This window comes from Amycolatopsis sp. M39, assembly GCF_001651785.1.
Classification (GTDB): Bacteria; Actinomycetota; Actinomycetes; order Mycobacteriales; family Pseudonocardiaceae; genus Amycolatopsis; species Amycolatopsis rubida.
This window is the reverse complement of sequence record NZ_LWSF01000025.1, coordinates 1-25442: the sequence shown is the minus strand read 5'-3', so window position 1 is coordinate 25442 and position 25442 is coordinate 1. Positions and strand designations below refer to the sequence as shown.

Below are 25442 nucleotides of genomic sequence, written 5' to 3'. Positions count from 1 at the left end.
GCGAGCCGAAGCCGGTCAGGAAGGTTCTCCGCTTACCGGGTTACTCCGCGGCGACGGTGACCTGATAGAAGATCCCGGTCCGGTCCGGGAACACGAGCGCGCCCCGTTCGTCGACCATCTTCCACAAAACGTGGCAGACGCCGGTGCCGGTCGGCGTCACCGGGACGCTCACCTCGACCAGCTGCCCCGGTTCGGCGTCCGGGACCGGGACGCGCGGCGGCGACGGGCACAGCACGGTGGTGCCGCCGGCGACCTGCAGATAGCGGCTGCGCCACGGCACCGAGCCGGTGTTCTTCAGCCGCCAGATCTTCGTGAACGTCTGGCCGTAGCGGGCTTTCGCGCCGTCCGGGAAGGTGACGTCGCCGGGCAGGCCGTCGCCGCCGAAGCCGGACGAGTCGCCGGGAAGCGGGTAGTGCGGGACGGCGGCTTCCTTGTCCCGGGAGGACGGAGTGGCCAGGACCACGACGGCGGCCACCAGTCCGAGAACGACCAGCACCGTCGCGACGACGACGATCGAACCCCAGCGGCGGGTCTTGGCCGCGGCCGGTTCGGGAGCGGCGGACGGAGCGGCGATCGCCGGATCGGCATCGGGCGACGGTTGCGGCGCGGGAGAAGGTTCGCCCGCCGGAGACGTCCAGTCCCCCGCGCCGGGCCGCTCGGCGGACGAAGCGCCTTCTGCCGGGTCAGGCCCCCGGCCCGCCGGAGACGTCCAATCCCCCGCGCCGGGCCGCTCGGCGGACGAAGCGCCTTCTGCCGGGTCAGGCCCCCGGCCCGCCGGCGACGCCGCACCCCACGCCGGATCCGCCGGCTGCCCCTCGGCCGCCTCTTCCCAGCGCGCCAGCCACGCGCGGCGCACCGTCTCCTCGTCGCGGCCGAGGCCGGTCACCGCGAGGCTGCGGACGAACTCCCAGGTCGTCGGCCAGGACGGCATGCTGCGGCCGCGCGTGGCAGCCGAAAGAGCGGACTTCGACGCCGCCGCGCCGAGTTCGGTGCGCATGCGGTCGTAGGACGGGTCGCCCGCTTCCCGCTTCAGGTCCAGCAGAGCGCGAGCGAAACGGGCCACCGGGCCCGCGCCGGCGTCGGGCACGATGTGCTTGCGACCCCGGCGGGTCCCGGGCTGCCCGGCCGCGGGCTCGCTCATGCCACCTCCAATGATCGACATCGACCCTTGGAGGTTGCCAGGCGGCCCGGAGCGGTGCAGCCCCGGGCCCGCCAGCCGGTTCAGCGACCGAGGCTCAGAGCTTGCAGCCCTTCTGGATGCGCGCGACCGTGTGGTCCGCGCCGATGTGGAACTTCTTCTTGCCGCTGGTGCCGCCGTTGGTGGTCATGCACTGCACGCTCAGGGCGCCGTCCATGTCCTTCACCACGATGCCCGCGGACACCTTGTGCGAACAGTGGTTGTTGAAGTAGACGGTCACGTTCGTGAAGCCGTCGCCCCAGGAGTAGTTGGCCTTCTTCCCGGACGGCTTCGTGCACTTGATGCTCGCGGTGTGCTTGCTCTGCGCGCTCACCGGAGCCGCGGTGTCCGCCGACGCGGCGGGCGCGGCGATCCCGGCGAATGCGATCCCCAGCGCGGAGGCGGCCATCAGCGTCTTGCCGATCTTCATGGGTGTCCCCTCGGACGAATCGGAATGGAGTACAGCCGGGAAATCCCGGTGCGCTCATCCCAGCGCGCCGCCCGCCCTGTCCTCAACCGCTGACTGTCCACGGTCAATGGCCGGGGTTGTCCACGCAGGTCAGCGAATTGTCCACGGCTCAGTCAGCCGGGCCGCGCAGGGTCAGGACGACGCGTAAGACGTGTTCGACCGCCGACTCGAACATCGCGGCGCGCAGTTCGCCGCGCGTCTCGAGGTTGCGCGCGGCGAAGTCGAGCATGCGGTCCGGTCCGGCGCGGCGGACGAGCAGCGCCGCGACCTCCTCAAGGTCGAGGCTCGGGTTGTCGAGCCGGGCGAGGGCGAACTCGATGATGAGCTCTTCGTCGGTCACACCTGCCAGGGTAATCACAAATCGGGGTTCAGCCGTCGTTCCGATAGCGGCCGTAGGGATAAGCCTCGACCAGCGTCACCCGCACGAGCGCACCACTGGGCACCTCGTACTCGCGCCGCTCCCCCGGCTTCGCTCCGTGCAACGCCCGCCCGAGCGGCGAATCCGGCGAGTAGACCTCGAGCCCGCCGCCGACCTCGTCGCGCGCGGCCAGCAGGAACGTCTCGGCCCCGCCGTCGTCGTAGCGGACAGTCAGGACCATCCCCGGCTCGGCGACCCCGTCGTCGGGCGGATCCTCGCCGACGACGGCGTTCTGCAGCAGGTCCTGAAGCTGCCGGATCCGTGCCTGCCGGTGCTGCCTGCGGTCGAGCCGGTCGTGTTCGCCCGCCCCCTCGTCGAGGTCGGGTTCGCGCTGCAGGGCGGCGAGTTCCGCGGCGAGGCGGGCGTGCGCGTCGGCGGTCAGCCNGTCAGCCAGGGACGCGAAGAGGTCGTCGACATGAGAGGTGCCTTTCGGATGACGTCCGTGGGGGCCGGGCAAGCAGGAGGCGCCCAGCCCCCACGGACTTTCGAGGAGTCCCGCGGCGGTCAGCGGGGCTCGGGCTCGGTGCGGCGGTCGAGCACGCCCGCGTCGGCGGCGAACCAGCCCGCTGCCTTCACCAGGATGTCCCTTTCGGTGCGCAGCAAGGCGTTCTCCGCGCGGAGGAAGAGCAGTTCGGCGTGCTCGTCCCCGGTCAGCGGGACGGGTTCGGCGGACACGCGCGGGTCACCGCAGCGGGTCGAACGGCCGCAGCGCTTCCGGCTGCCTGCCGGTGACCATCTGCTCGGCGAGCAGCTTCCCGGTGATCGCGCCGTGGGACAGGCCCCACATGCCGTGCCCGCCCGCGACGTACATCCCGGGCGCGCCGGTCTGGCCGATCACCGGCCGCCCGTCGGCGCTGACCGGACGCGAGCCGACCCAGACGTCGGTGCGCTGGTCCCAGCGCAGGCCCTTGAGCAGCGGCCGGGCCGAGGCGATGATCGCGTCGACGCGCGCCGGGTACAGCGGGTCGTCCGGCTTGCGGAACTCCATCGTCCCGGCCACCCGCAGCCCGCCGCGGTACGGCGTGCAGGCGACCCGGATGTCGGGCAGGTACATCGGGCTCGGCACCGGCTCGTCGGCCGGCACGGTGAAGGAGTACCCGCGGCCGGCGCGCACCGGGACGCGCACGCCCCACTTGTGCGCCAGCTCGCCCAGCCAGGCGCCGGTCGCGAGCACGACGGCGTTGGCGTTGACGGTCTGCCCGTTCGCCGACAGCACGGTGTAGGCGTACTCGTGCCTGCGGATCGCGGCGACCTCGAACCGGTGCCGGATCGTGCCGCCGCGGCTGACCACCGCGCGGGCGAGCGATTCGACGAACCGGCCGGGGTCGGCGTACCGCTGGCCGTCGAGCCGGATGCCGGTCCCGATCCGGTCGGTGACCTGCGGGAAGTGCTCGCGCAGCTCCGGTCCGGCGAGCTGGGTCCAGGACACCTTCTGCCCGGCGTCGCCGAGCCGGTCCAGTTCCTTGACCAGCGTCTGCGCCTTCGCCGACGTCTCGAACAGGGCGGTGATGGGTGCGTCGACGGTCGGTGCGTCGACGCCGTTCGCGGTCAGGATGTCGAATGCTTCGAGGCATTGCTCGTTGAACGGCAGGTTCGCGCGCACCGCCCGGTTCCAGGACCGGTGGGTGCAGTTCGCCGCGAAGCGGGCGAGGAACTGCCACAGCCGCGGGTCCGGAGTGGCCGGGACGTGCAGCGGAGCCTGCCGGTCGAGCAGGGTGCGCAGGCCGTAGCGGAGCACGGCGGGTTCGTTGAGCGGGATCGCCAGCCCCGGCGAAAGCCAGCCCGCGTTGCCCCAGGACGAGCCCGCCGCGATGCCCTCGCGGTCGACGACCGTCACCCGCACGCCGCGTTCCTGCAAGAACCAGGCGGTCGACAGGCCGACAATGCCCGCGCCGACCACGATCACCGAACGCGGCCCGCCGTCCAACCGGTCGAGATCGCTCATGTGTTCCTCCGCCGAAGCCGTGCCGCTGGTTGTGCTGGTGCGGCCAGGATGACCCGGATCCGGCGGACGGGCTTTGTCGAGTTCGGCCAAACGGATCAAGCCGGTTTGTCCGGATCGGTCAATCCTGCGGATCGGCGACAGCGAGTTCGATGATCATCGCCAGCCGTTTCGCGGGCAGGTCGAGCCGCAGCGGCGTCACGTCGGCCATCTTCCGCAGCCGGTAGCGGATGGTGTTGGGGTGCACGCCGAGCCGTTCGGCGGCCTCGGTGAGCTCGCCCTGGGTCTCGAGCCACGCGCGCAGGGTCGCGACGTAGCTGGTCGAGTTGGCCGCGTCGTGCCGGGCCAGATCCGCGATCGGGCCGCGCGCCGGTGCTCGTCCCGCTGCCGCCGCGGCGCGCAGGCGAAGGATCAGGATGTCGTCCCAGGACTCGTCGTACGCGAAGGTCGCGCCCGGCTTCGGGCGGACGTCGTGCAGCGCGAGGCATTCGTCGGATTCCCGCCTGCTCGCGGGCAGCTCCGCGGTGGACGCGGGCGCGCCGATTCCCGCCGCGACCGTGACCTGCGCGGGCAGCGCGGCACGGATCCCGTCGATCCACTCGCGGGCGGTTTCGCCGTCCTCGCCGGGCAGAACGGTGTAGACGGTGTTGCTGAACAGCGTGCTCCGGCCCGGCCGCGACCAGCCGAACCCGGTGGTCNACCACGCGGAACCGGCCGGGCGGCAAGCCGAGCCTGCTCAGCACCGCCGCCGCGTCCGGAGTGCCTTCCAGCAGGCGGATCACCAGGTCCGATTCGACCTGCCGTTCGAGGTCAGCGCTCGCTCGCGACCGCAGCAAATGCAGCCCGACCGTGCGGGAACTGTCGTGCAGGACGGTGCGCCGGACGTCGGACAGCGGCTCCTCGCACTCCACCCAGATCGACCCGAGCGTCTCGCGCCCGGCCCGGACCGCGACGACCATGCGCCCGGTGAGCCCGTGTCCGGGATCGGCCTCGACGAACAACGGCTCGTCCGAAACGGCGAGATGCGCGAACACTCCGCGGCGCTCGAACAACTCGCGCACCTGGTCCGGCACTCGCCGCCCGAGGATCGTCTCCAGCCGCACGCGGTCCGCACCCTGCTGAAGGCTGGAGTACGCGAGCACTCGCGACAGCTGGTCCTCGATGGTGACCGCGCTGCCGAGTGCGTCGGCGAGGCTGTCGGCCAGCGCGAACAAGTCGGTCGGGCCGCGGCCGGATTCCGTCTCGCGGCCTTCGAGCACCAGGCCGTAGACCACGCCCGCGAGCTGTCCCCACGACACTTCCGGGTCGACGAGCAGCACCGCGACCTGGCTGTCCGCTTCGGGTCCCGGTGGCGTCGCTCCCCGCACCAGCACGACCGACGCCCGCGCCGCGGTGGCCCGTTCGACGGCTTCCCGCACTGAATCGACGCCGACCGCGAGGTAGACGTCGCCGCGCAACTCGCGCGGATCGGCGGGGTCGTCCATCACCACGTCCCGCAACGCCACTTCGCGCGCGACGGGACAGCAGCACAACCGCGCGCCGTACCCACCGAGGACGTTGACGAGCCGATCCAGTGTGACCATGCCCTGTTCATACCTGACGCGGCGCGACTGGAGTCGTATCGTGCAGGTCATGCGGGCGCGGGTCGAGGACGTGCACGAGCTGGCGCTGGGAATGCCCCACGTCACGGTGGTGCGCGGCTCGCGCGAGAACCCCGTCTACCAGGTCGGCGGCAAGTCGTTCGTGTTCTTCCGGACGCCGCGGCCGGACGCCTTCGACCCGGAGACCGGGCAGCGGTATCCGGACGTCATCGTGTTCTGGGTGCCGTCCGAATCGGACAAGCAAGCGGTGGTCCAGGACCCGGACAGCCCGTTTTTCACCACTCCGCACTTCGACGGCCACCTGTCGGTGCTGATCCGCGCCGCACACCTGGGCTCGTTGACGCGGCAGGAACTGGCCGAGGTCGTCGAGGACGCCTGGCTGTCCCGGGCGTCACCGCGCCGGCGCGAAGCGTGGCTGGCGCGGGCTCGTTAAGCGATCAGGAATCAAGAAGCATCCGCGGTGGCGCCGGACTTAGCGTTTACGGCATGACCTCCTTCGACTTCGTCACCCTGGACGTTCCCGATGTCGCCGCCGCCGAGCGCTTCTACACCGCCGCGTTCGACCTGGGCGACCGTCTCCGCTTCCGGCAGGCCGCCGCGCCGAGCACCGGTTTCCGCGGATTTACCTTGTCGCTCACCGTTTCCCAGCCCGCCAACGCCGTCGCTTACCTGGACGCCGCTCTCGCCGCGGGCGCTACCGCGTTGAAGCCGGCGGCCAAGTCGCTGTGGGGTTTCGGCGGAGTGGTGCGGGCTCCCGACGGCGCGATCTGGAAGGTCGCGACTTCCGCGAAGAAGGACTCCGGCGCGGGCGTTCGGGAGTACGACCAGATGGTATTGCTGCTGGGCGCGTCGGATGTGGCGGCGGCCAAACAGTTTTACGTCTCGCACGGGTTTGCGGTCGGCAAGAGCTACGGGCGCAAGTATGTGGAATTCGAGACGAGCCCGATCAAGCTGGCGCTTTACGGCCGGAAGGCTTTGGCGAAGGACGCCGGGGTGCCGGAAGCGGGTTCGGGCTCGCATCTCCTGACCGTCGGCGGGGACGCGGGGCGGATCACGGACCCGGACGGATTCGGCTGGGAGGCTTCGGTTCTCGCTGAAGGGTGCGGGCCCGCAACGCCCCCAGACTGATGTCGACGATCGCACGCAGTTGCTCCGCACCAGCCCCAGCCCTGCTCATCACCGCCAGCGACTGATTGACCGCCGCGAGATGAACGGCGAAGTCATCCACGTCAGCCAGCTTCGCAGCCCGCAAGGCGGCCCGCAGCCGCGCTTGCTGAAGCCCCAGCACTTCGGTCGCACGCGCGGCGATGTCCGGACTCAGCACCGGGATCGCCATCGCGGTCTGAGCGACGAGGCATCCGTCCGGCAGCTCGGGGTCGGCGATGCGCTGCAGCGTGACTTCGAAGAACTCCCGTACCGCCCGCAGCGGATCCTCAGCCGCGCTTGCCAGTGCCTGGTCGTACCGTTCCCCATAACGCGCGGCGTAGCGGTCCAGGCAGCGCAAATACAGCGTGTCCTTGTCACCGAACGAGGAGTAGATCGAGCTGCGGTTCAACCCAGTCGCCTGGGAGAGATCGTCCAGAGAAGTGTCGGCGTACCCCGCTCGCCAGAACCGGACCATCGCCGCGTCGAGCACGGCGTCGATCTCGAACTGCTTCTTTCCTGCCATCACGCGGGCCATGCTAACTCATCTTGAACTGATCGGTTCAAGATGAGTTAGGCTCCGGCCATGAACCCGCTCCCCGCATTGCCGCTGCCCGGCCTGGCCGGATTCGCCCACCGCTGGGTCGACGGGATCCACGCCGTGGACGGCGGTCAGCCGGCCGGCCCCGCCGTCGTCCTGCTCGCCGGATTCCCGCAGACCTGGTGGGCTTGGCGCAAGACGATGCCCGCCCTCGCCGAACGATTCCGCGTGCTCGCGATCGACCTGCCCGGACAAGGCCATTCCGCCCGCCCGTACGACAGCTACGACACGCACACCGTCGCCTCGCGAGTCCAGGCCGCGGTGACCGCGCTCGACGTGCCGCAGTACTGGCTGGCCGCCCACGACATCGGGGCCTGGGTCGCTTTCTCGCTGGCCCTTCAGCACGAAGAGCGCCTGCACGGGGTCGCCCTGCTGGACGCGGGCATCCCCGGAGTCACCCTCCCCGAGTCCATCCCGACCGACCACCGAGCCTGGAAGACCTGGCACTTCGCGTTCCACCTGGTGCCCGACCTCCCCGAGACGCTGCTCACCGGTCGCGAACGCGACTACGTCGACTGGTTCCTGAAGGCCAAATCCCGGTCCCCGTTTCGACGATGCGGAGGTCAGCCATTACGCCGCCGCGATCGCCGCCGAGGGAGGGCTCCGCGCGTCCCTCGCCTACTACCGCGATGCCGCGGAATCAGCACGCGAGAACCGCGACGCTCTCGACCGGCAGCACCTGACCGTGCCCGTCCTCGGAATCTCCAGCTCCCATGGATCGATCCCCGACATGGCCGCTTCCCTCCGCCCCTGGGCGGACGACGTGACCGGCGTCGTCATCCCTGACGCCGGACACTTCATCCCGGACGAACAGCCCGACGCGGTCGTGGCCGCCTTGACTGCGTTCATCGAAAACGCGGGGTAATGCCACGTCGGATTTGCGCCAGCGAGAGCGTCGTCGCGGCGCGAGACTGGCGGGCGTGATCATCGGCCGGTTCGCCGGACATCCGTCCGCTCCGATCAGTGGACGGCCCCGACGCCCTGCGCGGGATGGAACGTGCGTCAACTCGTCAACCACCTGGTCCGAGGCAATCTCAACTACGTCGACCTCCTCGCCGGCGGCACCCGGGAGAGCCCGCTGGGCCAGGTGACCGGACACCAAGCGCGGGCAGTGCGCACCACGGGTTCCGCTGTCCACGCTGGGGATCTGGCCCAATCCCTTGGCGTCGACAACCGTCTCGACCCTGGTCTGGTCGCGTGGATCAGCGAGGACCTCGAAACGATCTACGCCGGTCTGGCGGAATCCCCCGTCGCTGCCGACACGACGCACCGGTTCTTCGCCGCGCCGCGGACGGTCAGCGAGTCAGGGTCCCGACAGGACCGGTTGCTGCACTTGATGGGCCGGAGCCCGCGGCGATTTCGTGCCACCGGGAGACCTCGCGGGCCGCGAGGTAGCCGACCGCGAAGGCGCACATCAGGGCGTAGGTGAAGCTTCCCGAGTCAAACCGCTCGCCCAGCAGGGCGCGGGCCACGTCCACCTCGGTCTGGCGGCCGTTGACGTCAACCCGCGCACCTGCTGCCGGCGCGGCGGTGAACCGGAAACCGTTGCGGTCTCGACGTGGTGCATGTCCTGGCTCACGGCGAAGCGATGACCGGCCGAAAAAACGTTCTGCGTGCGAGAAAACCGAAGTCCGCGCCGTCTTCCACTTCGTTTTTACCGCACTGGGAAACGCTTCGGCGGCTTGCGGCGATCAACGAAACGACTGCAGGCCGTCAGCGGACAGCCGGGATGACGCGCCGGGGAGGAATGTGCCAGTGGCGGATCAGGCGGCGGCGTTGCGTGAGGTGTGGGAGAGAATGGGCCGCGTCGATCCGTTGTGGGCGGTGATGTCCTACCCGGAGCGACGCGGCGGAAAGTGGACGGTCGAGGAATTTCTGGGCGCGGGCGTGCGGGATCTGGCGTTCGTGCGAGACCTGATGGACCGGCACGGAGTCGGACTGGGCGAGCGGGTGCTGGACTTCGGCTGCGGCGTCGGGCGGCTGAGCAAAGCGCTCAGCACCCACGTGCCGAAGGTCGTGGGAGTGGACATCGCCGACTCGATGCTGCGGCTGGCGCGCGAATTCAACCCCGACCCCGGGCGGACGGAGTTCCTTCGGATCGACGGACGACGGCTGCCGTTCGAGGACGACAGTTTCGACAGCGCGATCAGCCTCACCGTCCTGCAGCACTCGCCGCCGCAGGTACAGATCGCCGTACTGGCCGAGCTGGCACGGGTGATCCGCCCGGGCGGACTGCTCGCGATCCAGGCAGTGAGCGCACAGTGGTCTGGACGACCTCTGGGAGCCGAGGCATGCCAGGCCGAGATCACGATTCTGGAGGCGCCCGCGTCGATCCGCCCCGGAGCCGCGGGCCTGGTTCGAGCGCGGGTGACCAACCGCGGAACACAGGTGTGGCCCGTAGACGAGGAAATCCGGCTGGGCAACCACTGGCTCCGCGACGAAGCCACCACCGTCCGCGACGACGGCCGCACCGACCTTCCCTATCCCCTGCGGCCGGGAGAATCCGCGGAGCTGACCTTGTCCGTGCGGGCACCGCAGTCCCCAGGCGGCTACGTGCTGGAACTGGACATGATGCAGGAGCTCGTCGCCTGGTGGGCGCAATACGGCAGCCCCACCGCCCGGGTTACTGTCGAGTGCGCCGACGAGGCCGAGCCCGCCCAGCACACCCCGCCCCGCCCGCTGGTTCCGCCCGCACCCGACCTCCGCGACGGCACCGAAGGCATCGAAATGCACCCCATCCCGGTGTCGCTCCTGCAAGCGCTCTTCTCCCACTTCGGCGGGCACGTCCTGACCACCGAACCCGATCCGTTCAGCGAACCGCCCTGGGACAGCCGGACCTACCTCGTCACACTCTGATCCCGAGCCACGGCACCCCCTGAGCTACCGGAGGGCACCCACCTCGCGCCGGTGTGGTCGCCGGTCGATGAGCATGCGACGCCCCGGCGCGGAGCGCGTTCATGGACCTCCGCGCGTGCGCGAGCCGACTCGCCGCGGATTTCGCCACGACCAGACCTCCTGCCGGCTTTCGCTACACAGGAGAGGTCCGGTCCAGAACACCGCGCGGCACCGCCTTTGCCCGCGACCACCGGTCGATTCTCCCACCGCGCAACGGATCTGGCGCACATCACCGGCCGAGCCCTCGACAACGGCACCGAAATCCTTCGCTGACAGCCGAATCCGCGGCCCTGTCAGACCCAGACATCTCCCGTGGGTGTTTCACCCAACCGGATAGGGCCAGTCCACCGCCTTCGCTCCACCGGAGTGACGCAATGGGGGTTTTCGGTCACCTGGGCCTGTTCGCTGTGCCGAAGCGGGCGGCGGCGGCGATGAAGCCGTTTGCATGATCGTGTTCCGCCGCGCCGTTCTGGTGTCGTGCACGGCCTGTAGACCTCGGGCCTGGTTGTTTCCGGCTCGGTTCGTGCCGCACTCAGTTGGTTCCAGGGGAAGAATGCGAGGCACAGATCCGCGTTGGCGGTTTCCGCTGTGACCAAAACACCGACCGGCGACGGGAAGCATTCCTTCCGGCGCATCTTATCGCCTTGTCCAAAAATCGATTGAGTGAGAAATACATTCGAGAACCTTCGATACTCCGGCACACCACTCGCAAACCTGAATAATCTCGGCCGGACGCGGCGTCATCACCTATACCGAAGAGAGTGGTCGTCGAAATCCTCATCGCATCCGTCGCAATACTTGCAGCCCTCTCGCGCGAAAAGAAATCCATCGTCACGGGGTACATCAGCGGGCAGGCTGCCGCGCTCCTGCTGATCCCGGCGCAACGATCGGCGCACCAAATCCCAGCACACGAACCCCCAGGGCGGAGCCATGACCAACCCAACACCGGAGACAAACCGGTTCCACCACCTCGACCACCACCAGTACGACGTCGACATGCCGCTCGGCTACCGCCGGTACTTCCCGGCCGGGGCCGCTTCCTCACCCCCGGCCCCACAGGAGGGAGCTTCAAAGGAACTGTTCTGGGCGCGTTCATGGGGCTCACAGAAGAAGCACAAGATCGCATCGATGACCAGGGCAGTCGTTCTTCTGATATCCATGGCTTTCGCAGCATTCTTTGGATTTACCCCGATCACCTCCGCTGTCCTGGCAGGGGTATTCTCCAGCCTCTTCTCAAGAGGGAAAATAGCGACGATGGGCGAGGACCAGGGCAGCCGCCAGGCTTGACTGCCCGGCCTTCCGGGCCCTGCGCTCGGACGGCGCAGCCGAAGGCGACTGCGCCGCGGTCACGACCGCACGGACTGCTCAGGGCTTTCGTACCGGTTCACCAGCGTCCTCTAGCTGCGTAAAAGCTCTCAGGGGCCGGCTGACGAGGAGGCCGGTCTCGTCACCCGCAGACGTCGGCCAGCTGCAGCCAACTTGAGCAACAGATCGTTGGCCCTGAGATTGGCCCCAGGGCGTGACCGGGATCGGCGGCCGCGCGGACCTCGCGCAATGAGTTCTTCGGGAATCCGAACAAACGCGAGCGAGTGCGGCGACGCCATCAGGCCATCGTCGTCGAAGCCCAGTTCGTCCAGCGGCACCAGGAAATACGGCTCCGAACGGCTGATTGGGTTTTCTCCAGGGTCGGTCCGCGACTCAGTACGGTGTCGACATACTGCTGGGCTACCGCGCGGACCTGATCGAATAGCCGCACCGGCAACCGATCCACGGGTGCCCCAACAGCCGAGCGAGCCATCGGCTACCTGCTCCGGCACCACCTGCGCTGCGCTGCCTTATGCGGCGTCGAAAGCTTGCCGGACCCGTTCTCCGACCGCGTCTCGTCGGCGTCCGACTCCACCGGGAGCCCGGTACAGTTCCGGCCGTTGCCGCCTCGCACTCAGTCGAAGTCCCGGCAGCGATGGAGCCCGAGGTGCCGACCCGGCCGGCAACCAAGACGCATCTCGTCGACACCAAGCCAACGAGATNCAACGAGATCGCTAGGAAGCCGATTGCCCGCCGCCCTGTCCCCCGACGGCGATCGGAGTGGTCAGCGGGCCAGCCACGGGGCCAGCAGCTTCTCCAGATCGGCATCCGACAACGCCCGCGGCCCGCCATGGAACTCATGCCACCGCGACGCATCACGTGCCACCGTGTAGTCGACCTCGAACGCCCGCATCAGCACGTACATGAACGTCACCGAACTGAACCGCTCGCCCAGCAGCGTCCGTGCCTCGCGAGCCACCTCGGTCGCACCACGACCCACCACATCGGCGAGCCGCAGCTCCTCCGCAGCCGGTTCCAGCAGGCTGGGGGCATACATCACGACAGACACTCCATCATCGAAACCAGCAACTCAGCCTTCAGCGGCCAACTGACCACACGCCGCCGCAATATCCTGACCACGCGTGTCGCGGACCGTGCACGCGACACCGCCCGCGTTGACCAGCCGCACGAACTCCCGCTCCACCGGCTTCGGCGACGCGTCCCACTTCGAACCCGGAGTCGGGTTCAACGGAATCACGTTCACATGCACCAACTGGCCCAAGTGCTTCCGCAGCCGCTTCGCGAGCAACTCCGCCCGCCACGGCTGGTCATTGATGTCCCGGATCAACGCGTACTCGATCGACACCCGCCGTCCGGAAGTATCCGCGTAGTAGCGGGCGGCCGAAAGCACCTCGTCCACCGACCAGCGATTGTTCACCGGCACCAGCGTGTCCCGCAGCTCGTCGTCCGGCGTGTGCAGCGACACCGCCAGCCGAACCTGCATCCGCTCGTCCGCCAGCTTCCGGATCGCCGGAGCCAACCCCACCGTCGACACCGTCACCGAACGCTGACCGATACCCAGACCGCCCGGAGCGGGATCAGTGATCCGACGCACCGCGGCCACCACCCGCTTGTAGTTCGCCAGCGGCTCGCCCATGCCCATGAAGACGATGTTCGACAGCCGGCCCGGGCCACCCGGCATCGAGCCGTCGCGCATGACTGCGGCGGCGTCGCGGACCTGGTCCACGATCTCCGCGGTCGAGAGGTTGCGGTCGAGACCGCCCTGGCCGGTCGCGCAGAACGGGCAGGCCATCCCGCAGCCGGCCTGGCTGGAGATGCACAGCGTCGCGCGGTCCGGGTAGCGCATGAGCACGCTTTCCAGCAGCGTCCCGTCGTGCGCGCGCCACAGGGTCTTGCGGGTCGCACCGCCGTCCGCGGCCAGTGCGCGCACCTCGGTGAGCAGCGGCGGCATCAGGTCGGCGACGAGCTTCTCGCGCGAGGCGGCCGGGATGTCGGTCATCTCCGCCGGGTCGACGGTGAGACGCGAAAAGTAGTGGTTCGACAACTGCTTGGCGCGGAAGGGCTTCTCTCCCAGTTCGGCGACGGCCTCGGCTCGCTCGGCCACCGTGAGGTCGGCGAGATGGCGCGGCGGCAGGCCGCGCTTGGGCGCGTCGAAAACAAGAGGGAGGGCAGTCATGACCGATCAAGTGTCTCATACGCGCGAACCCGCCGCCCCACCCCCTCGGGAGCGGCGGGCGAACCGGCTCAGCGGCGGGCGCCGGCGCGATCCGGCCGCCGGGTCGCCGGAACGGCGGTCGACGAAGGACGGGCGCGGTTCAACGGAAAAACACCCTACGAAAGTCGGATTGCTTAATGCTTTCCGGGATGAATTCCCTTATAGTCGACGCCGGGCGCGCAAATAATCGACCGGCGTAGAAATATCCGCCGCGGCACTTCGGCAACGGAATACCCCCGTTCGTCGGTAGTCGCCGCAAACTTCGCGCGCGTACCGTTCCCGACGCATCTCCCCTTCCCCACCGGCCCGGGAATTCCCCCGGACCGGCCGGGCTTCCCCGTTGGAGGATCCCGTGAAAGTGCGTTCTTCGATTCTGCGCGCAATAGCGGCGGTCGCGACCGCCGCGACCGCCGCGCTCGCCGTTCCCGCCGCCGCGGACGCGGGCGAGACGAACATCTCGATGCAGGCCCAGCAGAAAGACCAGTGGTGCTGGGACGCCAGCGGCAACACCATCGCCGCGTTCTGGGGCCATTCCCTGACCCAGACCCGGTTCTGCCAGATCGCGCACAACGAGTCCGGCAGCGACTGCGCGAACAACCAGGGCTATCTGAGCGACCAGCAACGGGTTTTCCGCTACCTCGGGTTCCGCAGCGTCGGCACCTACAATTCCAACGGCTACCGGCTCTCCTTCTCCGGCATCAAGAACCAGATCGACGCCGGGCAGCCCATCGGCACCCGGATCGGCTGGACCTCCGGCGGCGGCCACATGCACGTCCTCTACGGCTACGACGACTCCAACGGCCGCAGCATCGTCGAATACGGCGACCCGTGGCCGTCGAACAACCGCTACAACTCGATGAACTACAGCTCCTACGTCTCCAACAACCAATTCGCCTGGACCCACACCGTCTACGGAATGGTGGGCTGACTCATGCTGCGAACCATCCTCCGCACCACCGTCGCATCGGGAGCCATCGCCGCCGCCGTGTTCGCCGCGAACCCGGCGTCGGCCGCGCAGTCGCCGACCGGACCGTCTTCCTCGGACACCGCCGCGATCTCCGGCCTGCTCGCCAGCCCGGACACCACAGCCCGCCTCGCGCACACCAAGTTCCCCGGTGCCGCGCCGGCAGCCGCGCACGCCACCCGCGCCGCGGCTGAAGCCAGCACCCAGATCCCGGTCTACGAACCGACCGCGGCCTTCGTCAACGGCGAATCCGACGTCCCGGCCGCCCTCGCGTACGTCGCGTCCCCGGCTCACCTCGCCGACGGCCGCGCCGCGACCGTGTGGGCCCAGCCGAGCCAGAACGGGTGGCAGGTCATCAACGTCGCCTCCGGCAACGACGAACAGGCCCACGCGGCGGCCGCGCACGGCGGCTATCTGCTGCACGAACCGCAGGTCAACGCCTGGTATTCGGTCAACGGCGACACCGTGACTGTCCTCGACGGCGCAGTCTCCGGCGTCCCGGCGGGCACCCGCGTCACGCTGGCGGCCTACCGAGCCGAACTGCAGAAGCGCTACGGCGACAAGCTGCCCGGCTCGATCTACGACAAGACCGGCGCGGGCGGCGGTTACGCCGTCGCCGTTCCGAACACCGGCGGGGACGGAAGCCCGGCCACCGCACTCGCCATCGGCGGGGCGGCCGCGGCAGCCGCGGGCGGCGCGTTCCTCCTGCGCCGCCGCTCCCAGCACAGCAAGTGATCCCTCGGCGGCAGGGGTACGCCCCTGCCGCCGATCACTGCCCGGCGACCGGGAGAACGTCCGCCTGCGACACGAGCGGCCGCAGCGCGCCGAACGCCTCGCGGCCCGGCGTCGTCAACGCGTAGGGCGATTCGCCGGTCTGGTGCACCAAACCGGCCTCGCCGAGTTCGACCAGGAATCGCCGCAAGACGCTCGAAGACATCCCGTCGTACCGTTGCCGCAGAGCGCGAAACCCGAGGGTGTCGATCTGCAGCTCCCCCACGATCCGCAGGCACCACCGCCGCGCCTCCTCGTGCTTCGATTTCCGAAGCAGGTCTGCGCCACGCTCGGCATCGACGTGCCGATCGGCTCCGCGAGCGGTCTCGAACGCGAGCGGTCTGGGACGCTCGCGCTCACCTGGACCGACCCGGACGAGGCGATCCGCCGGATCCGCGAGGTGCGCCGCCGCACCGACCGTCCGTTCGCGGTCAACCTCGTGCTCGGCTTCCCGATCGGCGACGTGCTCGACGCCTGCCTCGCCGAGGAGGTCCCGCCAGGATCTCCGCACGTGTGAAGGACACGCAGCTGATCCACACCGCAGGTTCGGTCGCCGGAGCACGACAAGCGGCGGAGGCAAGCGTCGACGCTCGTGCTGGTGGACGCGGTCGACCCGATTCCCGTGCTCGCCGCAGTACTCGCCCTCGGAGCGCAAGGCGGCTGGCCCGGCGCGCCGCACCGCGTCTTGCGCAATTCGACGCTCACGCAAGGGCAATCGGCGGGCCAACCGCGAACGGACCGTCCCGGCGAAGGCGGCCGGAAACCCAGGGCATCGCTACGCTGACATGATTCCCGTGCCGGGCATGACCGGAGACCTCGAAGCTCTGGCGCACTACGCCGGGCGGTCCGCGGGATTGGTCCGGAACATCGCCCCAGCAGCGGAAATCGCCGGCTAAGCTTGTTCCACCGCCGCCGGAAGCCCGACCGGCTGCCGCAGCGCGTCGAGCACCGCGTTCACCGCCGCCCGCCGCGGCGATCCACGCCGGGTGACCGCGACGATCGTGCGCGTCACCGGCGTCGCCAGCGCTTTCGTCGCGACCCGGTACCGCGGGTCCACCGCCAGCCCGGGCAGCAACGCGAGCGACAGCCCGGCCTCGACGTGCTGCAACGTCATCAGGTAGTTGCTGAACCGGCACACCACGCGCGGCTCGAATCCCGATTCGCGGCAGAGCCGCAGCGTCAGATTCGCCATGTAGGACGGGGGAATGTCGAGCGCCCACGGTTCGCCCGCGTAGTCCGCGAGCACCGCGGGCCCTGGCGGGCACGGCCGGTCGAGCGCGGTGACCAGCACGATCGGGTCGGTCGCCAGCCGGATGATTTCGAGGTCGGGGCCGAGCGGCAGGTCGGCGAAGTCGGTGGTGGTGATGACCACGTCGCTGTCGCCCGCCCGCAGCGCCGGGACGCTTTCGTGCGGTTCCCGTTCCGCCAGTTCGGTTTCCAGCCGCGGATAGGTCCGCGCCAGACGGATCACGGCGGGCACGGCGAAGGCGTGGATCGCGCTCTGGAACGCGCCGATCCGCACCAGCCCGGCCGGTTCGTCGCCGCGCAGTTCGGCCTCGACCGCGTCGAGATGGTCCAGGATCGCCCGCGCCTGCCGGGCCAGTTTCTCCCCGGCCGGAGTCAGCCGGACGCGGCGGCCGGTGCGTTCCAGCAGCCGGGTGCGGGTTTCGGTCTCCAGCAGCGCGAGCTGATGCGAGACCGTGGAGGCGCTCAGATTCACGTCCTGCGCCACCGCGCGAACCGTGCCCAGCACGGCGAGCCGGCTCAGCAGCCGCAGCCGCCACGGGTTCAACATGACCCCATCGTTGTTCGACGCCATCGCACAGGCAAGCGGAAACTGTGAGATGGACACGGCGCTCGGCGCGGCTCTACCGTCGAAGCCATGGCCACCGACACCTTCTGGTCCGACGTCGACCGGCACCTCGTCCGCTACGCCGGCCCCGGCTCGTTCACCGGCGAGATCATCGACCGCGCCGAGGGCAGTTTCGTCTTCGCCGAGGACGGGCGGCGGATCCTCGACTTCACGTCCGGGCAGATGAGCGCGATCCTCGGGCACGCGCATCCGGAGATCGTCGAGACCGTCCGGAAGCAGGCCGCGAAGCTCGACCACCTGTTCAGCGGGATGCTGAGCCGTCCCGTGGTCGACCTCGCCCGGCGGCTCGCCGAAACGCTGCCGGCCCCGCTGGAGAAGGCGCTGCTGCTCACCACCGGCGCCGAGTCCAACGAGGCCGCGCTGCGGATGGCCAAGCTGGTGACGGGCAAGCACGAGATCGTCTCGTTCGCCCGGTCCTGGCACGGGATGACGCAGGCCGCGGCGAGTGCCACCTACAGCGCGGGCCGCAAGGGCTACGGCCCCGGCGCACCCGGCAACTTCGCCATCCCGGTGCCCGGCCCGGACTGGGAGCACCAGCTGGACCTGGCGTTCGACCTGATCGACGCGCAGTCGGTCGGCAGCCTCGCCGCGTGCCTGGTGGAGCCGATCCTCAGCTCCGGCGGGATCCTCGTTCCCCCGCCGGGCTATTTCCCGGCGCTGCACCGGAAATGCCGGGAACGCGGCATGCTGCTGATCCTCGACGAAGCACAGACCGGCCTGTGCCGCACCGGAACCTGGTACGCCTTCGAGCACGACGGCGTGGTCCCGGACATCCTCACGGTGTCCAAAACGCTCGGTGCCGGGCTGCCGCTCGCCGCCGTGCTGACGAGCGCGGAAATCGAGCAGGAAGCCCACGAACGCGGATACCTGTTCTTCACCACGCACGTCTCGGACCCGCTTCCCGCCGCGGTCGGAAATACGGTGCTGGACGTGCTGATCCGCGACCGCCTCGACGAACGCGCCCGCGAACTCGGCGCCCGGCTGCGCACCGGGCTGGACGACATCGCGGCGCGGCACGAGGCAGTCGGCGAGATCCGCGGGCGGGGACTGCTCGCCGGACTGGAACTGAGCGGCGGCGGGCCGGACGCGGACAAACTCGGCGCGCGCGTGACGCAGCGGTGCCTCGAACTCGGGCTGCACATGAACATCGTGCAGCTGCCCGGGATGGGCGGGGTGTTCCGGATCGCGCCGCCGCTGACCGCCGCCGACAGCGAGATCGACCTCGGACTGTCCATTCTGGACGAGGCGATCGGCAGCGTCGCGCGAGGCTGATCGGGGCGATTGCCCCTACTCGTCCCGTTCAGGGGTAGGCCCCGCCCCCGGCCGCCGTTAGCGTGCGCTTGGTCGTCGCTACTGCCGGGGGTGGGGAAATGCGGTCCAAAGCTACCGTCCTGATACTCGTTCTGACGCTGCTCGGCACCGCGCCGGCCGCATCGGCGAGCACCGGGAACACCGTCGCACTGGACGGCCTTTCCCGCCCGGTCGACCTGCTCGTCGACAAGTGGGGCGTCCCGCACATCTACGCCGCCAACACCGCGGACCTGTTCTACGCACAGGGATTCACCGTCGCCCGCGACCGGCTCTTCCAGCTCGACACCTGGCGCCGCCGCGGTCTCGGCCTGCTCAGCGAGGTCCTCGGCGAGTCCTATGTGGACCAGGACCGCGCTGCCCGGCTCTTCCTCTACCGCGGCGACCTGCGGAAGGAATGGGCCGCCTACGGTCCCGAAGCCAAACTCGCCGCCACCCGGTTCGCCGCGGGGATCAACTCCTACCTCGACTGGCTCGCCAAGCACCCCGAAGCCGCCCCGCCGGAGTTCGGCAGGCTCGGCTACCAGCCGTCGCGGTGGCAGCCCGAGGACATCGTCCGCATCCGTTCGCACGCGATCGGCGAGAACCTCACGTGGGAGGTCGCCCGCGCGCACATGGTGTGCCACGCCGGGCCGAACGCGAGCAAGTACCTCCGCAGTCTGCACCCCGACCACGAGGCCGCGGTGCCGGAAGGACTCGACCCCTGTTCAGTCCCCGACGACGTGCTCTCCGTGTACGACAAGGCCACCGCGGGCGTCACGTTCCCGAAGGGCGTCGCCGGGAACAAGGACATCGCCGACGCCACCAGCGGCAGCAACTCCTGGGCGATCGGCCCCGGCCGCACCGCCACCGGACGGCCGATCCTCGCCAACGACCCGCACCGCCGCTCCGACTCGTTGCCCTCCGGTCGTTACGTCGCCCAGCTCTCCGCGCCCGGGCTGAACCTCACCGGGGCGGGCGAGCCGTGGAACCCGGGCATCGCCATCGGGCACAACGATTCCGTCGCGTTCGGCCTGACGAACCTGCCGGTCGACCAGACCGATCTCTACGTCTACGACCTCGATCCCGCCGACCACAGCCGGTACCGCTACCGCGGCGGCTGGGAGCCGATCACCAAGCTCACCGAAACCATCCCGGTGCTCGGCGGCCGGCCGGTGACCCGCGAACTGTCCTTCACCCGGCACGGCCCGATCGTGAAGATCGACGAAGCAGCCAACCGGGCGTTCGCCGTGCGCACCGTGTGGACCGAACCGGGCAGCGCCGCCTACCTCGGCAGCCTGAACTACCAGCGGGCCCGCGATTTCAGCGAGTTCTCCGCCGGAATGCGCGAGTGGGGCACGCCTGGATCGAACCTCGTCTACGCCGACGTCCACGGCGACATCGGCTACGTCCCCGGCGCGCTGACCCCGCGCCGCACCGGAGCCGGATACGACGGCCTGCTGCCCGTCCCCGGCGACGGCCGCTACGAGTGGAACGGCTTCCACGCCAACTCCGAACTCCCGTGGCAGCACAATCCGCCCGCCGGATTCTTCTCCTCCGCCAACGACTACAACCTCCCGCCGGGCTTCCCGGTGGTGTCCAACTACGAATGGCAGCTGCCCTACCGCAAGGAGCGGATCGACGAGCTGATCAAGTCGACGCCGCGCGCCCGCGTCGCCGATTCGCTCGCCATCCAGCGCGACGAAAAGTCCTTGCTGGCCCCTCGGCTCGCCCCGTTCCTGCGGAACCTCTCCGCCACGGATCCGGACACCGCGAAGGCGCTCGACGTGCTGCGCGGGTTCGACGGCGTCGCCTCGGTGGATTCCGCGGCCGCCCCGCTGTACGAAACCTGGCTGCTGAAGTACCTCCACGGCGGCTGGGCGCACGCGACGCTCCCCCAAGCCGCCGCGGATGTCCTCTCCCGCACCATCAATCCGGACTTCAGCCTGGTGCTCGCGTCCTTCGCCGACCCGGACGCGTGGTTCGGCACCGGCGGCGCGGCCAAACGCGACAAGCTGATCCTCGACACTCTCCAGCTCGCTTTCCGCGACGTCGCCGGAAAACTCGGCAGCGACCCGGCGAAGTGGCGCTGGGGATCGCTGCAGTACCAGGAGTTCGTGCACCCGGCGGGCGGCCCGAACGTCGGCCCGATCCCGGTCGGCGGCGACTACCAGACCGTCCACCCGTCGTTCTTCCACCCGTTCACCTACCAGCAGCTCAACGGCGCGACCTTCACAATGGCGCTCGACGTCGGCGACTGGGACGCGTCGCGGGCGATCAACGCGCCCGGCCAGTCCGGCGATCCGCGCAGCCCGCACTACCGCGACCTGAACGACCTGTGGGCGTCCGGCGGCTCGTTCCCCCTGCTGTCGAGCCGCTCGGCCGTCGAACGCAACCTCGACACCCGGATCCGGCTGGTCCCCAAGGTCACTTCGGGAAGTTAGCCCGCATCCGGACGAGCGGGACCGCCGCGCAGGCCAGCAGCACGGCACAGGCCGTCTGCAGCAGCAGGAACCAGGTCGGGCACGCGCCCGGGATCAGGTCGACGCCGACCAGCGCGATCGGCGCGACGATCGAGACGAACCGCGCTCGCTGATAAGCCCTGGCCGATCCCTTCGCCGCGAGCAGGACCAGCCAGTACACGATCACCGCGCTCACCGGCACCAGAGCGGACCGCGTCCACATGAAGCTGGTCGCCGTCCCGTCGGCGACGGCCAGCGCGACGATCGTGCCGAAGACGGCCGCGCCCATCGCCCCGTAAGCCACGACGAGCCCCTTCACCAAGCCGAACCGACCGTGGAGGGCGGGGCGTTCGATAGTCTGCATTGCTGTTCTCCCTTGTGGTTTCCCGTTGTGCCAGCAACGCTAGGAAGCCGCGGCCGGACCCGGTATGGGTCTGGCCGCACGAGAGGGTGGGGCTGGACCCACTCCTGTCCCGCAACGGCGGGAATCCGGCGTTTCGTGGTGCACAGTGGACCGAGAAGCCGGACAGACAAGGGGAAGAAACGATGCGACAGCTACGGTCCTGGGTGCGCGACTGCGGGGTGGGATTCGTCCGCGCCGCCCAGGCGGCCGGGGTGGCTCTGCTGATCCCGGCCGTCTGGGCGGCCGCGGCCGGGCTGTGGCAGCTGTGGGGCGGCAGCCCGTGGTCGTGGATCGCGCCGTTCATCTGGGCGGCGATCGGGACGCTGGCACTGGCCCGTCCGGTCTGCCGGATGACGCGGGTCCTGGTCGCGAACTGGACCGGCATCGTCCTGCCGCCCGGATACCGCGAACTGGCGCCGATCACCCAGCTGTCCACCGGATACTGGTGGAACGGCCACTCCTACTCGCGCACCCGCGAAGACGCCCGGCGCGAGCAGCGGCTGAAGAACTGGCGCTACGACCCGGCGACCTGGCGGGACCTGCGGTTCGCGCTGATCGCGCCGTTCTCGTTCGGCCTGGTCGCGCTCGTGCCGCTGCTCGGTGTCGTCGCGGCCGTCCTGACCTTGGCGAATCTCCCGGACGGGTACCTCGCCGGCCTGCTGGTCACGATCGCGACCGCGCCGTACGCCTGGCGGAGCGTCATCCCGGTGGCCACGCGGTTCCTGGGCGCGTCCGCCACGATGGAACTGGCCGACCGGGTCGACACCCTGACCGCCTTGCGCGCGGACACGGCCATCGCGCAGGCCGCGGAAATCCGCCGCATCGAACGGGATCTGCACGACGGCGCGCAAGCCCGGCTGGTGGCGCTCGGCCTCGCACTGGCGACGGCGGAGAAACTGATGGAGACCAATCCCGAGCAGGCCAAGGAATTGCTGCGCGACGCCCGTGCCGGTGCCGCCACGTCGCTCACCGAACTACGCGAACTGGTCCGCGGCATCAGCCCGCCGGTGCTGAACGAACGCGGCCTCGCCGACGCCGTCCGCGCGATGGCCATGGACATGCCGGTGGACGTGGCCGTCGAGACCGACCTGCCGCAGCCGCTCGATCCGCCGATCGAATCCGCGCTGTACTTCGGGATCGCCGAACTGCTCGCCAACGCGGTGAAGCACGCGCACGCCTCGCACGTGCGGATTTCCCTGCTGCAGGAAGGGAATCAGCTGTGCGCCGAGGTCGAGGACAACGGCCGCGGCGGAGCCGGAATCAATCCGGACGGCGGGCTCGGCGGGCTGCGCCGCCGGCTCGCGGTCTTCGACGGCACTCTGGAGATCACCAGCCCGGAAGGCGGGCCGACCCGAGCGTGGATGATGGTGCCATGCGCATCGTCGTAGCCGAAGACCTCTACCTGCTGCGGGACGGATTGGTCCGGCTCCTCCAGGCGTACGGCCACGAGGTGGTGGCGACCGCGACAACCGGCCCGGAAACCGTCGCCGTCCTGCGGGAACACCGGCCGGACGTCGCCGTCGTGGACGTCCGGATGCCGCCGACGCAAACCGACGAAGGCCTGCGCGCGGTGCTCGCCGCGCGACGCGAGACACCAGGGCTGCCGGTGCTGATCCTTTCGCAGCACGTCGAACAGCTCTACGCCCGCGAACTGCTGGTCGCCGGGGCCAGCGGCGTCGGATATCTGTTGAAGGACAGCGTTTTCGAGGCCGAGCAGTTCGTCGACGCCCTCGAACGCGTCGCGGCCGGCGGCACGGCGATGGATCCGGCGGTGATCTCGAAACTGCTCACCAGCGGATCGCCGGACCAGCGCCTCAGCTCACTGACCGGGCGCGAGCGTTCGGTGCTGGAGCTGATGGCGGAAGGCCTGTCCAACGCGGAGATCGCCCGGCGGCTGTTCCTGAGCGAAAGCGCGATCAGCAAGTACACGACGTCGCTGTTCGGCAAGCTCGGCATCACCGACGACGACACCGGCAACCGGCGCGTCCTCGCCGTGCTGACCTACCTCAACTCGTGAGTGTTGATCACGGTTCTCACCGTGATCAACACTCACGACGGCGTCAGCCGATCGAAGCGGCGCACCGTTTCCTCCGCGCCCAGCGCCTGCGTGATGGCGTGCAGGTCCGGGCTGCGGGTCGACCCGGTGATCGCGATCCGGATGATCTGCGAGGCCTCGCGGATCGAACCCGGGTAAGCGTCCGGGTTCTTCTTGTATTCCTTGGCGTTCTTGGCGAACCCGTGCTTCGCCGCGACCTCGCGGATCTGCTGGAACCACTCCTGCCCGTCGTCGAGCTGCTGGTACGCCGACACGAAGTCCGACGCCACCGCGCGCACGACCTCCGCCGGAACGCCGAGCGCCGCGATCCGCTCGTCGTCGGGACCGGTCGCCGCCTGGTGCAGCTGCGGGAAGAAGAACCCGTAGACGGCGCGGAACTCGCTCCACTTCTTCAGGTCCTTGCGCGGGTTCTCGACGCCCTCGCGCTCCACTGCCAGCGCACGCAACGCCAGCGCACGGGAGGACTCCAGGACTGCCTTCAGCTCCGGGTCGAACCGCTCGGCCCATTCCAGCACCGACGCGAGGATCTCCTCGCCGGACAGCGTCGCGACGTAGTCGGCGGCGAGGTCGTCCAGCTTCACCAGGTCCACGAGCGGACCGGCGACGCCGCACTCGTCGAGGTTGATCGGCGCGTCGAGCGCTTCGGCGAGCGGCATCTCGGCGAGCCGCCCGTTCGCCAGGCCGCGCAGGTAGTACAGCACCGCCGGGACCGGGTAGCCGGCTTCGAGGTAGAAGTCGACGGAGGCCTCCGGGTCCTTGCGCTTGGACAGCTTCCGCTTGCTGCCGCCCTCCTGCTTCATCAGCGGCGCGATGTGCGCGTACTGGATCGGCTCGAAGCCGAGCGCTTCGAAAAGCTGCTGGTGCGTCGGCACCGAGGAGATCCACTCGTCGCCGCGGATCACGAGGTTCACCCGCATCAGGTGGTCGTCGACCGCGTGCGCGAAGTGGTAGGTCGGCAGCCGCGGGCTCTGGTCGGAGCTCTTGAGGATCACCACGTCGTTGCGGTTGGCCTCGGCCTCGATGGTGCCGCGGATCGCGTCGGTGAAGCGCACACGCTGCCCGGTGTCGTCGGGCGCGCGGAAGCGGACCACCCACGGCTCGCCCGCGTCGAGCTTCGCCCGCACGTCGGCCGGGTCAGCGTCGCGCCAGATCGCCCACGAGCCGTAGTAGCCCGTGGGGAGCTTCGTGGCCTGCTGCCGCGCGGTGATGGACGCCAGCTCGTCCTTCGTCGCGAAGTCGATGTACGCACGGCCTTCGCGCAGAAGGTGCCGTACGTAGGTGAGGTAGATCTGCTCGCGCTCGGACTGCCGGTACGGGCCGTACTCACCGCCGCGCACCGCGTCCTCGTCGGCTTGCAGCCCGAAGTACGCGAAGCCGCGTTCGAACTGCTCCAGCGCGCCCTCGACCTCGCGCGACTGGTCAGTGTCCTCGACGCGCACCAGGTAGCGGCCCTCGGAACGGCGCGCGACGTCCTGGTCGATCGTCGCGACGTAGATGCCGCCGATGTGCACGAAGCCGGTCGGCGACGGGCCGAACCGGGTCACCTTCGCGCCGTCGGGCAGCTGCCGGGCCGGATAGCGCTGTTCCCAGTGCTCAGGCTCGGGCAGATCCGCGGGGAACAGGGCGTCGATGACCGCACGGTCCAGCATCGGAGGTCGGGTCTCCCAGGTCGTTCGGGTGTTTTCGCTAGTGCTTCGAGTATCGCCGACCGCTGTCTTCACCGGTCGTCCAGGTCCCCGGGTTGCCAACCGACCGTTTCCGATATATCGTTAACGTGTCGCAACAGTTCGAGAAAGACATCTCAGGTTCTTAGAAGTCAAGCCGCGATCGTGAGTGGAG

The 25442-nt window shown here is 69.6% G+C and carries 25 protein-coding genes and 2 pseudogenes; 13 read left to right on the top strand and 14 right to left on the bottom strand.

Going from position 1 to position 25442, the window contains the following annotated elements; translation table 11 throughout:
- Nucleotides 1-40: 40 nt before the first annotated feature.
- The 7 genes and pseudogenes from A4R44_RS48505 to A4R44_RS35955 form a co-directional block, all read right to left on the bottom strand.
- Nucleotides 41-1141 carry an NBR1-Ig-like domain-containing protein gene (locus A4R44_RS48505; RefSeq protein WP_157905079.1) on the bottom strand — a complete coding sequence of 367 codons (1101 nt, stop codon included), beginning with the start codon at nucleotides 1139-1141 and terminating at the stop codon, nucleotides 41-43.
- 94 nt (nucleotides 1142-1235) lie between these two features.
- Nucleotides 1236-1607: a hypothetical protein gene (locus tag A4R44_RS35975; RefSeq protein ID WP_067590981.1), complete on the bottom strand. Its 372-nt coding sequence runs from the start codon at nucleotides 1605-1607 to the stop codon at nucleotides 1236-1238.
- A gap of 148 nt (nucleotides 1608-1755) precedes the next feature.
- A complete protein-coding gene (locus tag A4R44_RS35970; protein ID WP_067590978.1) occupies nucleotides 1756-1986 on the bottom strand; it encodes a hypothetical protein in 231 nt (76 codons plus the stop codon).
- Between the two features lie 28 nt (nucleotides 1987-2014).
- Nucleotides 2015-2458: a GreA/GreB family elongation factor gene (locus A4R44_RS35965; RefSeq protein WP_067591197.1), complete on the bottom strand. Its 444-nt coding sequence runs from the start codon at nucleotides 2456-2458 to the stop codon at nucleotides 2015-2017.
- Nucleotides 2459-2568: 110 nt separating this feature from the next.
- Complete coding sequence (locus A4R44_RS49525; protein WP_037810387.1) at nucleotides 2569-2739, bottom strand: hypothetical protein; 171 nt, start codon at nucleotides 2737-2739, stop codon at nucleotides 2569-2571.
- Between the two features lie 7 nt (nucleotides 2740-2746).
- The gene (locus tag A4R44_RS35960) at nucleotides 2747-4009 is read right to left on the bottom strand and encodes an FAD-binding oxidoreductase (protein ID WP_067590975.1); all 1263 of its coding nucleotides are present in this window, start codon (nucleotides 4007-4009) and stop codon (nucleotides 2747-2749) included.
- A 118-nt stretch (nucleotides 4010-4127) separates the two neighbouring features.
- Nucleotides 4128-5589 (bottom strand): annotated as a pseudogene (locus A4R44_RS35955) (PucR family transcriptional regulator).
- Nucleotides 5590-5638: 49 nt separating this feature from the next.
- Between A4R44_RS35955 and A4R44_RS35950 the strand changes: the two are divergent.
- The gene (locus A4R44_RS35950) at nucleotides 5639-6040 is read left to right on the top strand and encodes an MmcQ/YjbR family DNA-binding protein (RefSeq protein ID WP_067591194.1); all 402 of its coding nucleotides are present in this window, start codon (nucleotides 5639-5641) and stop codon (nucleotides 6038-6040) included.
- A gap of 53 nt (nucleotides 6041-6093) precedes the next feature.
- A complete protein-coding gene (locus A4R44_RS35945) occupies nucleotides 6094-6735 on the top strand; it encodes a glyoxalase (protein ID WP_067590972.1) in 642 nt (213 codons plus the stop codon).
- Here the strand turns inward: A4R44_RS35945 and A4R44_RS35940 are convergent.
- Nucleotides 6659-7276, bottom strand: a complete 618-nt coding sequence (locus A4R44_RS35940) for a TetR/AcrR family transcriptional regulator (protein WP_198545569.1) — start codon at nucleotides 7274-7276, stop codon at nucleotides 6659-6661. The genes A4R44_RS35945 and A4R44_RS35940 overlap by 77 nt on opposite strands.
- A gap of 60 nt (nucleotides 7277-7336) precedes the next feature.
- Here A4R44_RS35940 and A4R44_RS35935 point away from each other — a divergent pair, with 60 nt between their 5' ends.
- From A4R44_RS35935 to A4R44_RS48500, 4 genes and pseudogenes are all read left to right on the top strand, one after another.
- Nucleotides 7337-8137: an alpha/beta fold hydrolase gene (locus A4R44_RS35935; RefSeq protein ID WP_232791930.1), complete on the top strand. Its 801-nt coding sequence runs from the start codon at nucleotides 7337-7339 to the stop codon at nucleotides 8135-8137.
- 172 nt (nucleotides 8138-8309) lie between these two features.
- A pseudogene (locus A4R44_RS52770) lies at nucleotides 8310-8780 on the top strand (maleylpyruvate isomerase N-terminal domain-containing protein); the annotation flags it as partial.
- A 326-nt stretch (nucleotides 8781-9106) separates the two neighbouring features.
- On the top strand, nucleotides 9107-10207 hold the full coding sequence (locus tag A4R44_RS35925; RefSeq protein WP_067590966.1) for a methyltransferase domain-containing protein: 1101 nt from the start codon (nucleotides 9107-9109) through the stop codon (nucleotides 10205-10207).
- 969 nt (nucleotides 10208-11176) lie between these two features.
- A complete protein-coding gene (locus A4R44_RS48500) occupies nucleotides 11177-11533 on the top strand; it encodes a hypothetical protein (protein ID WP_157905078.1) in 357 nt (118 codons plus the stop codon).
- An 802-nt stretch (nucleotides 11534-12335) separates the two neighbouring features.
- On the opposite strand, the gene A4R44_RS35920 is transcribed toward A4R44_RS48500, so the two are convergent.
- The gene (locus A4R44_RS35920; RefSeq protein WP_232791936.1) at nucleotides 12336-12611 is read right to left on the bottom strand and encodes a hypothetical protein; all 276 of its coding nucleotides are present in this window, start codon (nucleotides 12609-12611) and stop codon (nucleotides 12336-12338) included.
- 30 nt (nucleotides 12612-12641) lie between these two features.
- Nucleotides 12642-13748, bottom strand: a complete 1107-nt coding sequence (gene rlmN / locus A4R44_RS35915) for a 23S rRNA (adenine(2503)-C(2))-methyltransferase RlmN (RefSeq protein WP_067590960.1) — start codon at nucleotides 13746-13748, stop codon at nucleotides 12642-12644.
- A gap of 391 nt (nucleotides 13749-14139) precedes the next feature.
- Between rlmN and A4R44_RS35910 the strand changes: the two genes are divergently transcribed.
- Both A4R44_RS35910 and A4R44_RS35905 read left to right on the top strand, forming a co-directional pair.
- The gene (locus A4R44_RS35910; RefSeq protein WP_067590957.1) at nucleotides 14140-14715 is read left to right on the top strand and encodes a papain-like cysteine protease family protein; all 576 of its coding nucleotides are present in this window, start codon (nucleotides 14140-14142) and stop codon (nucleotides 14713-14715) included.
- Between the two features lie 3 nt (nucleotides 14716-14718).
- Nucleotides 14719-15486, top strand: coding sequence for an LPXTG cell wall anchor domain-containing protein (locus A4R44_RS35905; protein ID WP_067590954.1), 768 nt, complete (start codon nucleotides 14719-14721; stop codon nucleotides 15484-15486).
- A gap of 34 nt (nucleotides 15487-15520) precedes the next feature.
- Here A4R44_RS35905 and A4R44_RS35900 read toward each other — a convergent pair whose 3' ends face one another.
- A complete protein-coding gene (locus tag A4R44_RS35900; RefSeq protein WP_232791929.1) occupies nucleotides 15521-15748 on the bottom strand; it encodes a transcriptional regulator in 228 nt (75 codons plus the stop codon).
- Nucleotides 15749-15778: 30 nt separating this feature from the next.
- On the opposite strand from A4R44_RS35900, the gene A4R44_RS49520 reads away from it, so the two are divergent.
- Nucleotides 15779-16039 carry a hypothetical protein gene (locus A4R44_RS49520; RefSeq protein WP_163069779.1) on the top strand — a complete coding sequence of 87 codons (261 nt, stop codon included), beginning with the start codon at nucleotides 15779-15781 and terminating at the stop codon, nucleotides 16037-16039.
- 375 nt (nucleotides 16040-16414) lie between these two features.
- On the opposite strand, the gene A4R44_RS35895 is transcribed toward A4R44_RS49520, so the two are convergent.
- A complete protein-coding gene (locus tag A4R44_RS35895) occupies nucleotides 16415-17317 on the bottom strand; it encodes a LysR family transcriptional regulator (protein WP_067590951.1) in 903 nt (300 codons plus the stop codon).
- A gap of 87 nt (nucleotides 17318-17404) precedes the next feature.
- Here A4R44_RS35895 and A4R44_RS35890 point away from each other — a divergent pair, with 87 nt between their 5' ends.
- A complete protein-coding gene (locus tag A4R44_RS35890; RefSeq protein WP_067590948.1) occupies nucleotides 17405-18667 on the top strand; it encodes an aspartate aminotransferase family protein in 1263 nt (420 codons plus the stop codon).
- 98 nt (nucleotides 18668-18765) lie between these two features.
- A complete protein-coding gene (locus A4R44_RS35885; RefSeq protein WP_067590945.1) occupies nucleotides 18766-21126 on the top strand; it encodes a penicillin acylase family protein in 2361 nt (786 codons plus the stop codon).
- Here the strand turns inward: A4R44_RS35885 and A4R44_RS35880 are convergent.
- Nucleotides 21110-21508: a hypothetical protein gene (locus A4R44_RS35880; protein WP_067590942.1), complete on the bottom strand. Its 399-nt coding sequence runs from the start codon at nucleotides 21506-21508 to the stop codon at nucleotides 21110-21112. The two genes, A4R44_RS35885 and A4R44_RS35880, sit on opposite strands and share 17 nt — an antisense overlap.
- Nucleotides 21509-21690: 182 nt before the next feature.
- On the opposite strand from A4R44_RS35880, the gene A4R44_RS35875 reads away from it, so the two are divergent.
- Both A4R44_RS35875 and A4R44_RS35870 read left to right on the top strand, forming a co-directional pair.
- Nucleotides 21691-22935, top strand: a complete 1245-nt coding sequence (locus tag A4R44_RS35875; RefSeq protein WP_067590939.1) for a sensor histidine kinase — start codon at nucleotides 21691-21693, stop codon at nucleotides 22933-22935.
- Nucleotides 22920-23564, top strand: a complete 645-nt coding sequence (locus A4R44_RS35870; protein WP_067590936.1) for a response regulator transcription factor — start codon at nucleotides 22920-22922, stop codon at nucleotides 23562-23564. Before A4R44_RS35875 ends, A4R44_RS35870 begins: the two co-directional genes overlap by 16 nt.
- A 32-nt stretch (nucleotides 23565-23596) precedes the next feature.
- Here A4R44_RS35870 and A4R44_RS35865 read toward each other — a convergent pair whose 3' ends face one another.
- Nucleotides 23597-25252: a glutamate--tRNA ligase gene (locus A4R44_RS35865; RefSeq protein ID WP_067590933.1), complete on the bottom strand. Its 1656-nt coding sequence runs from the start codon at nucleotides 25250-25252 to the stop codon at nucleotides 23597-23599.
- Nucleotides 25253-25442 lie beyond the last annotated feature (190 nt).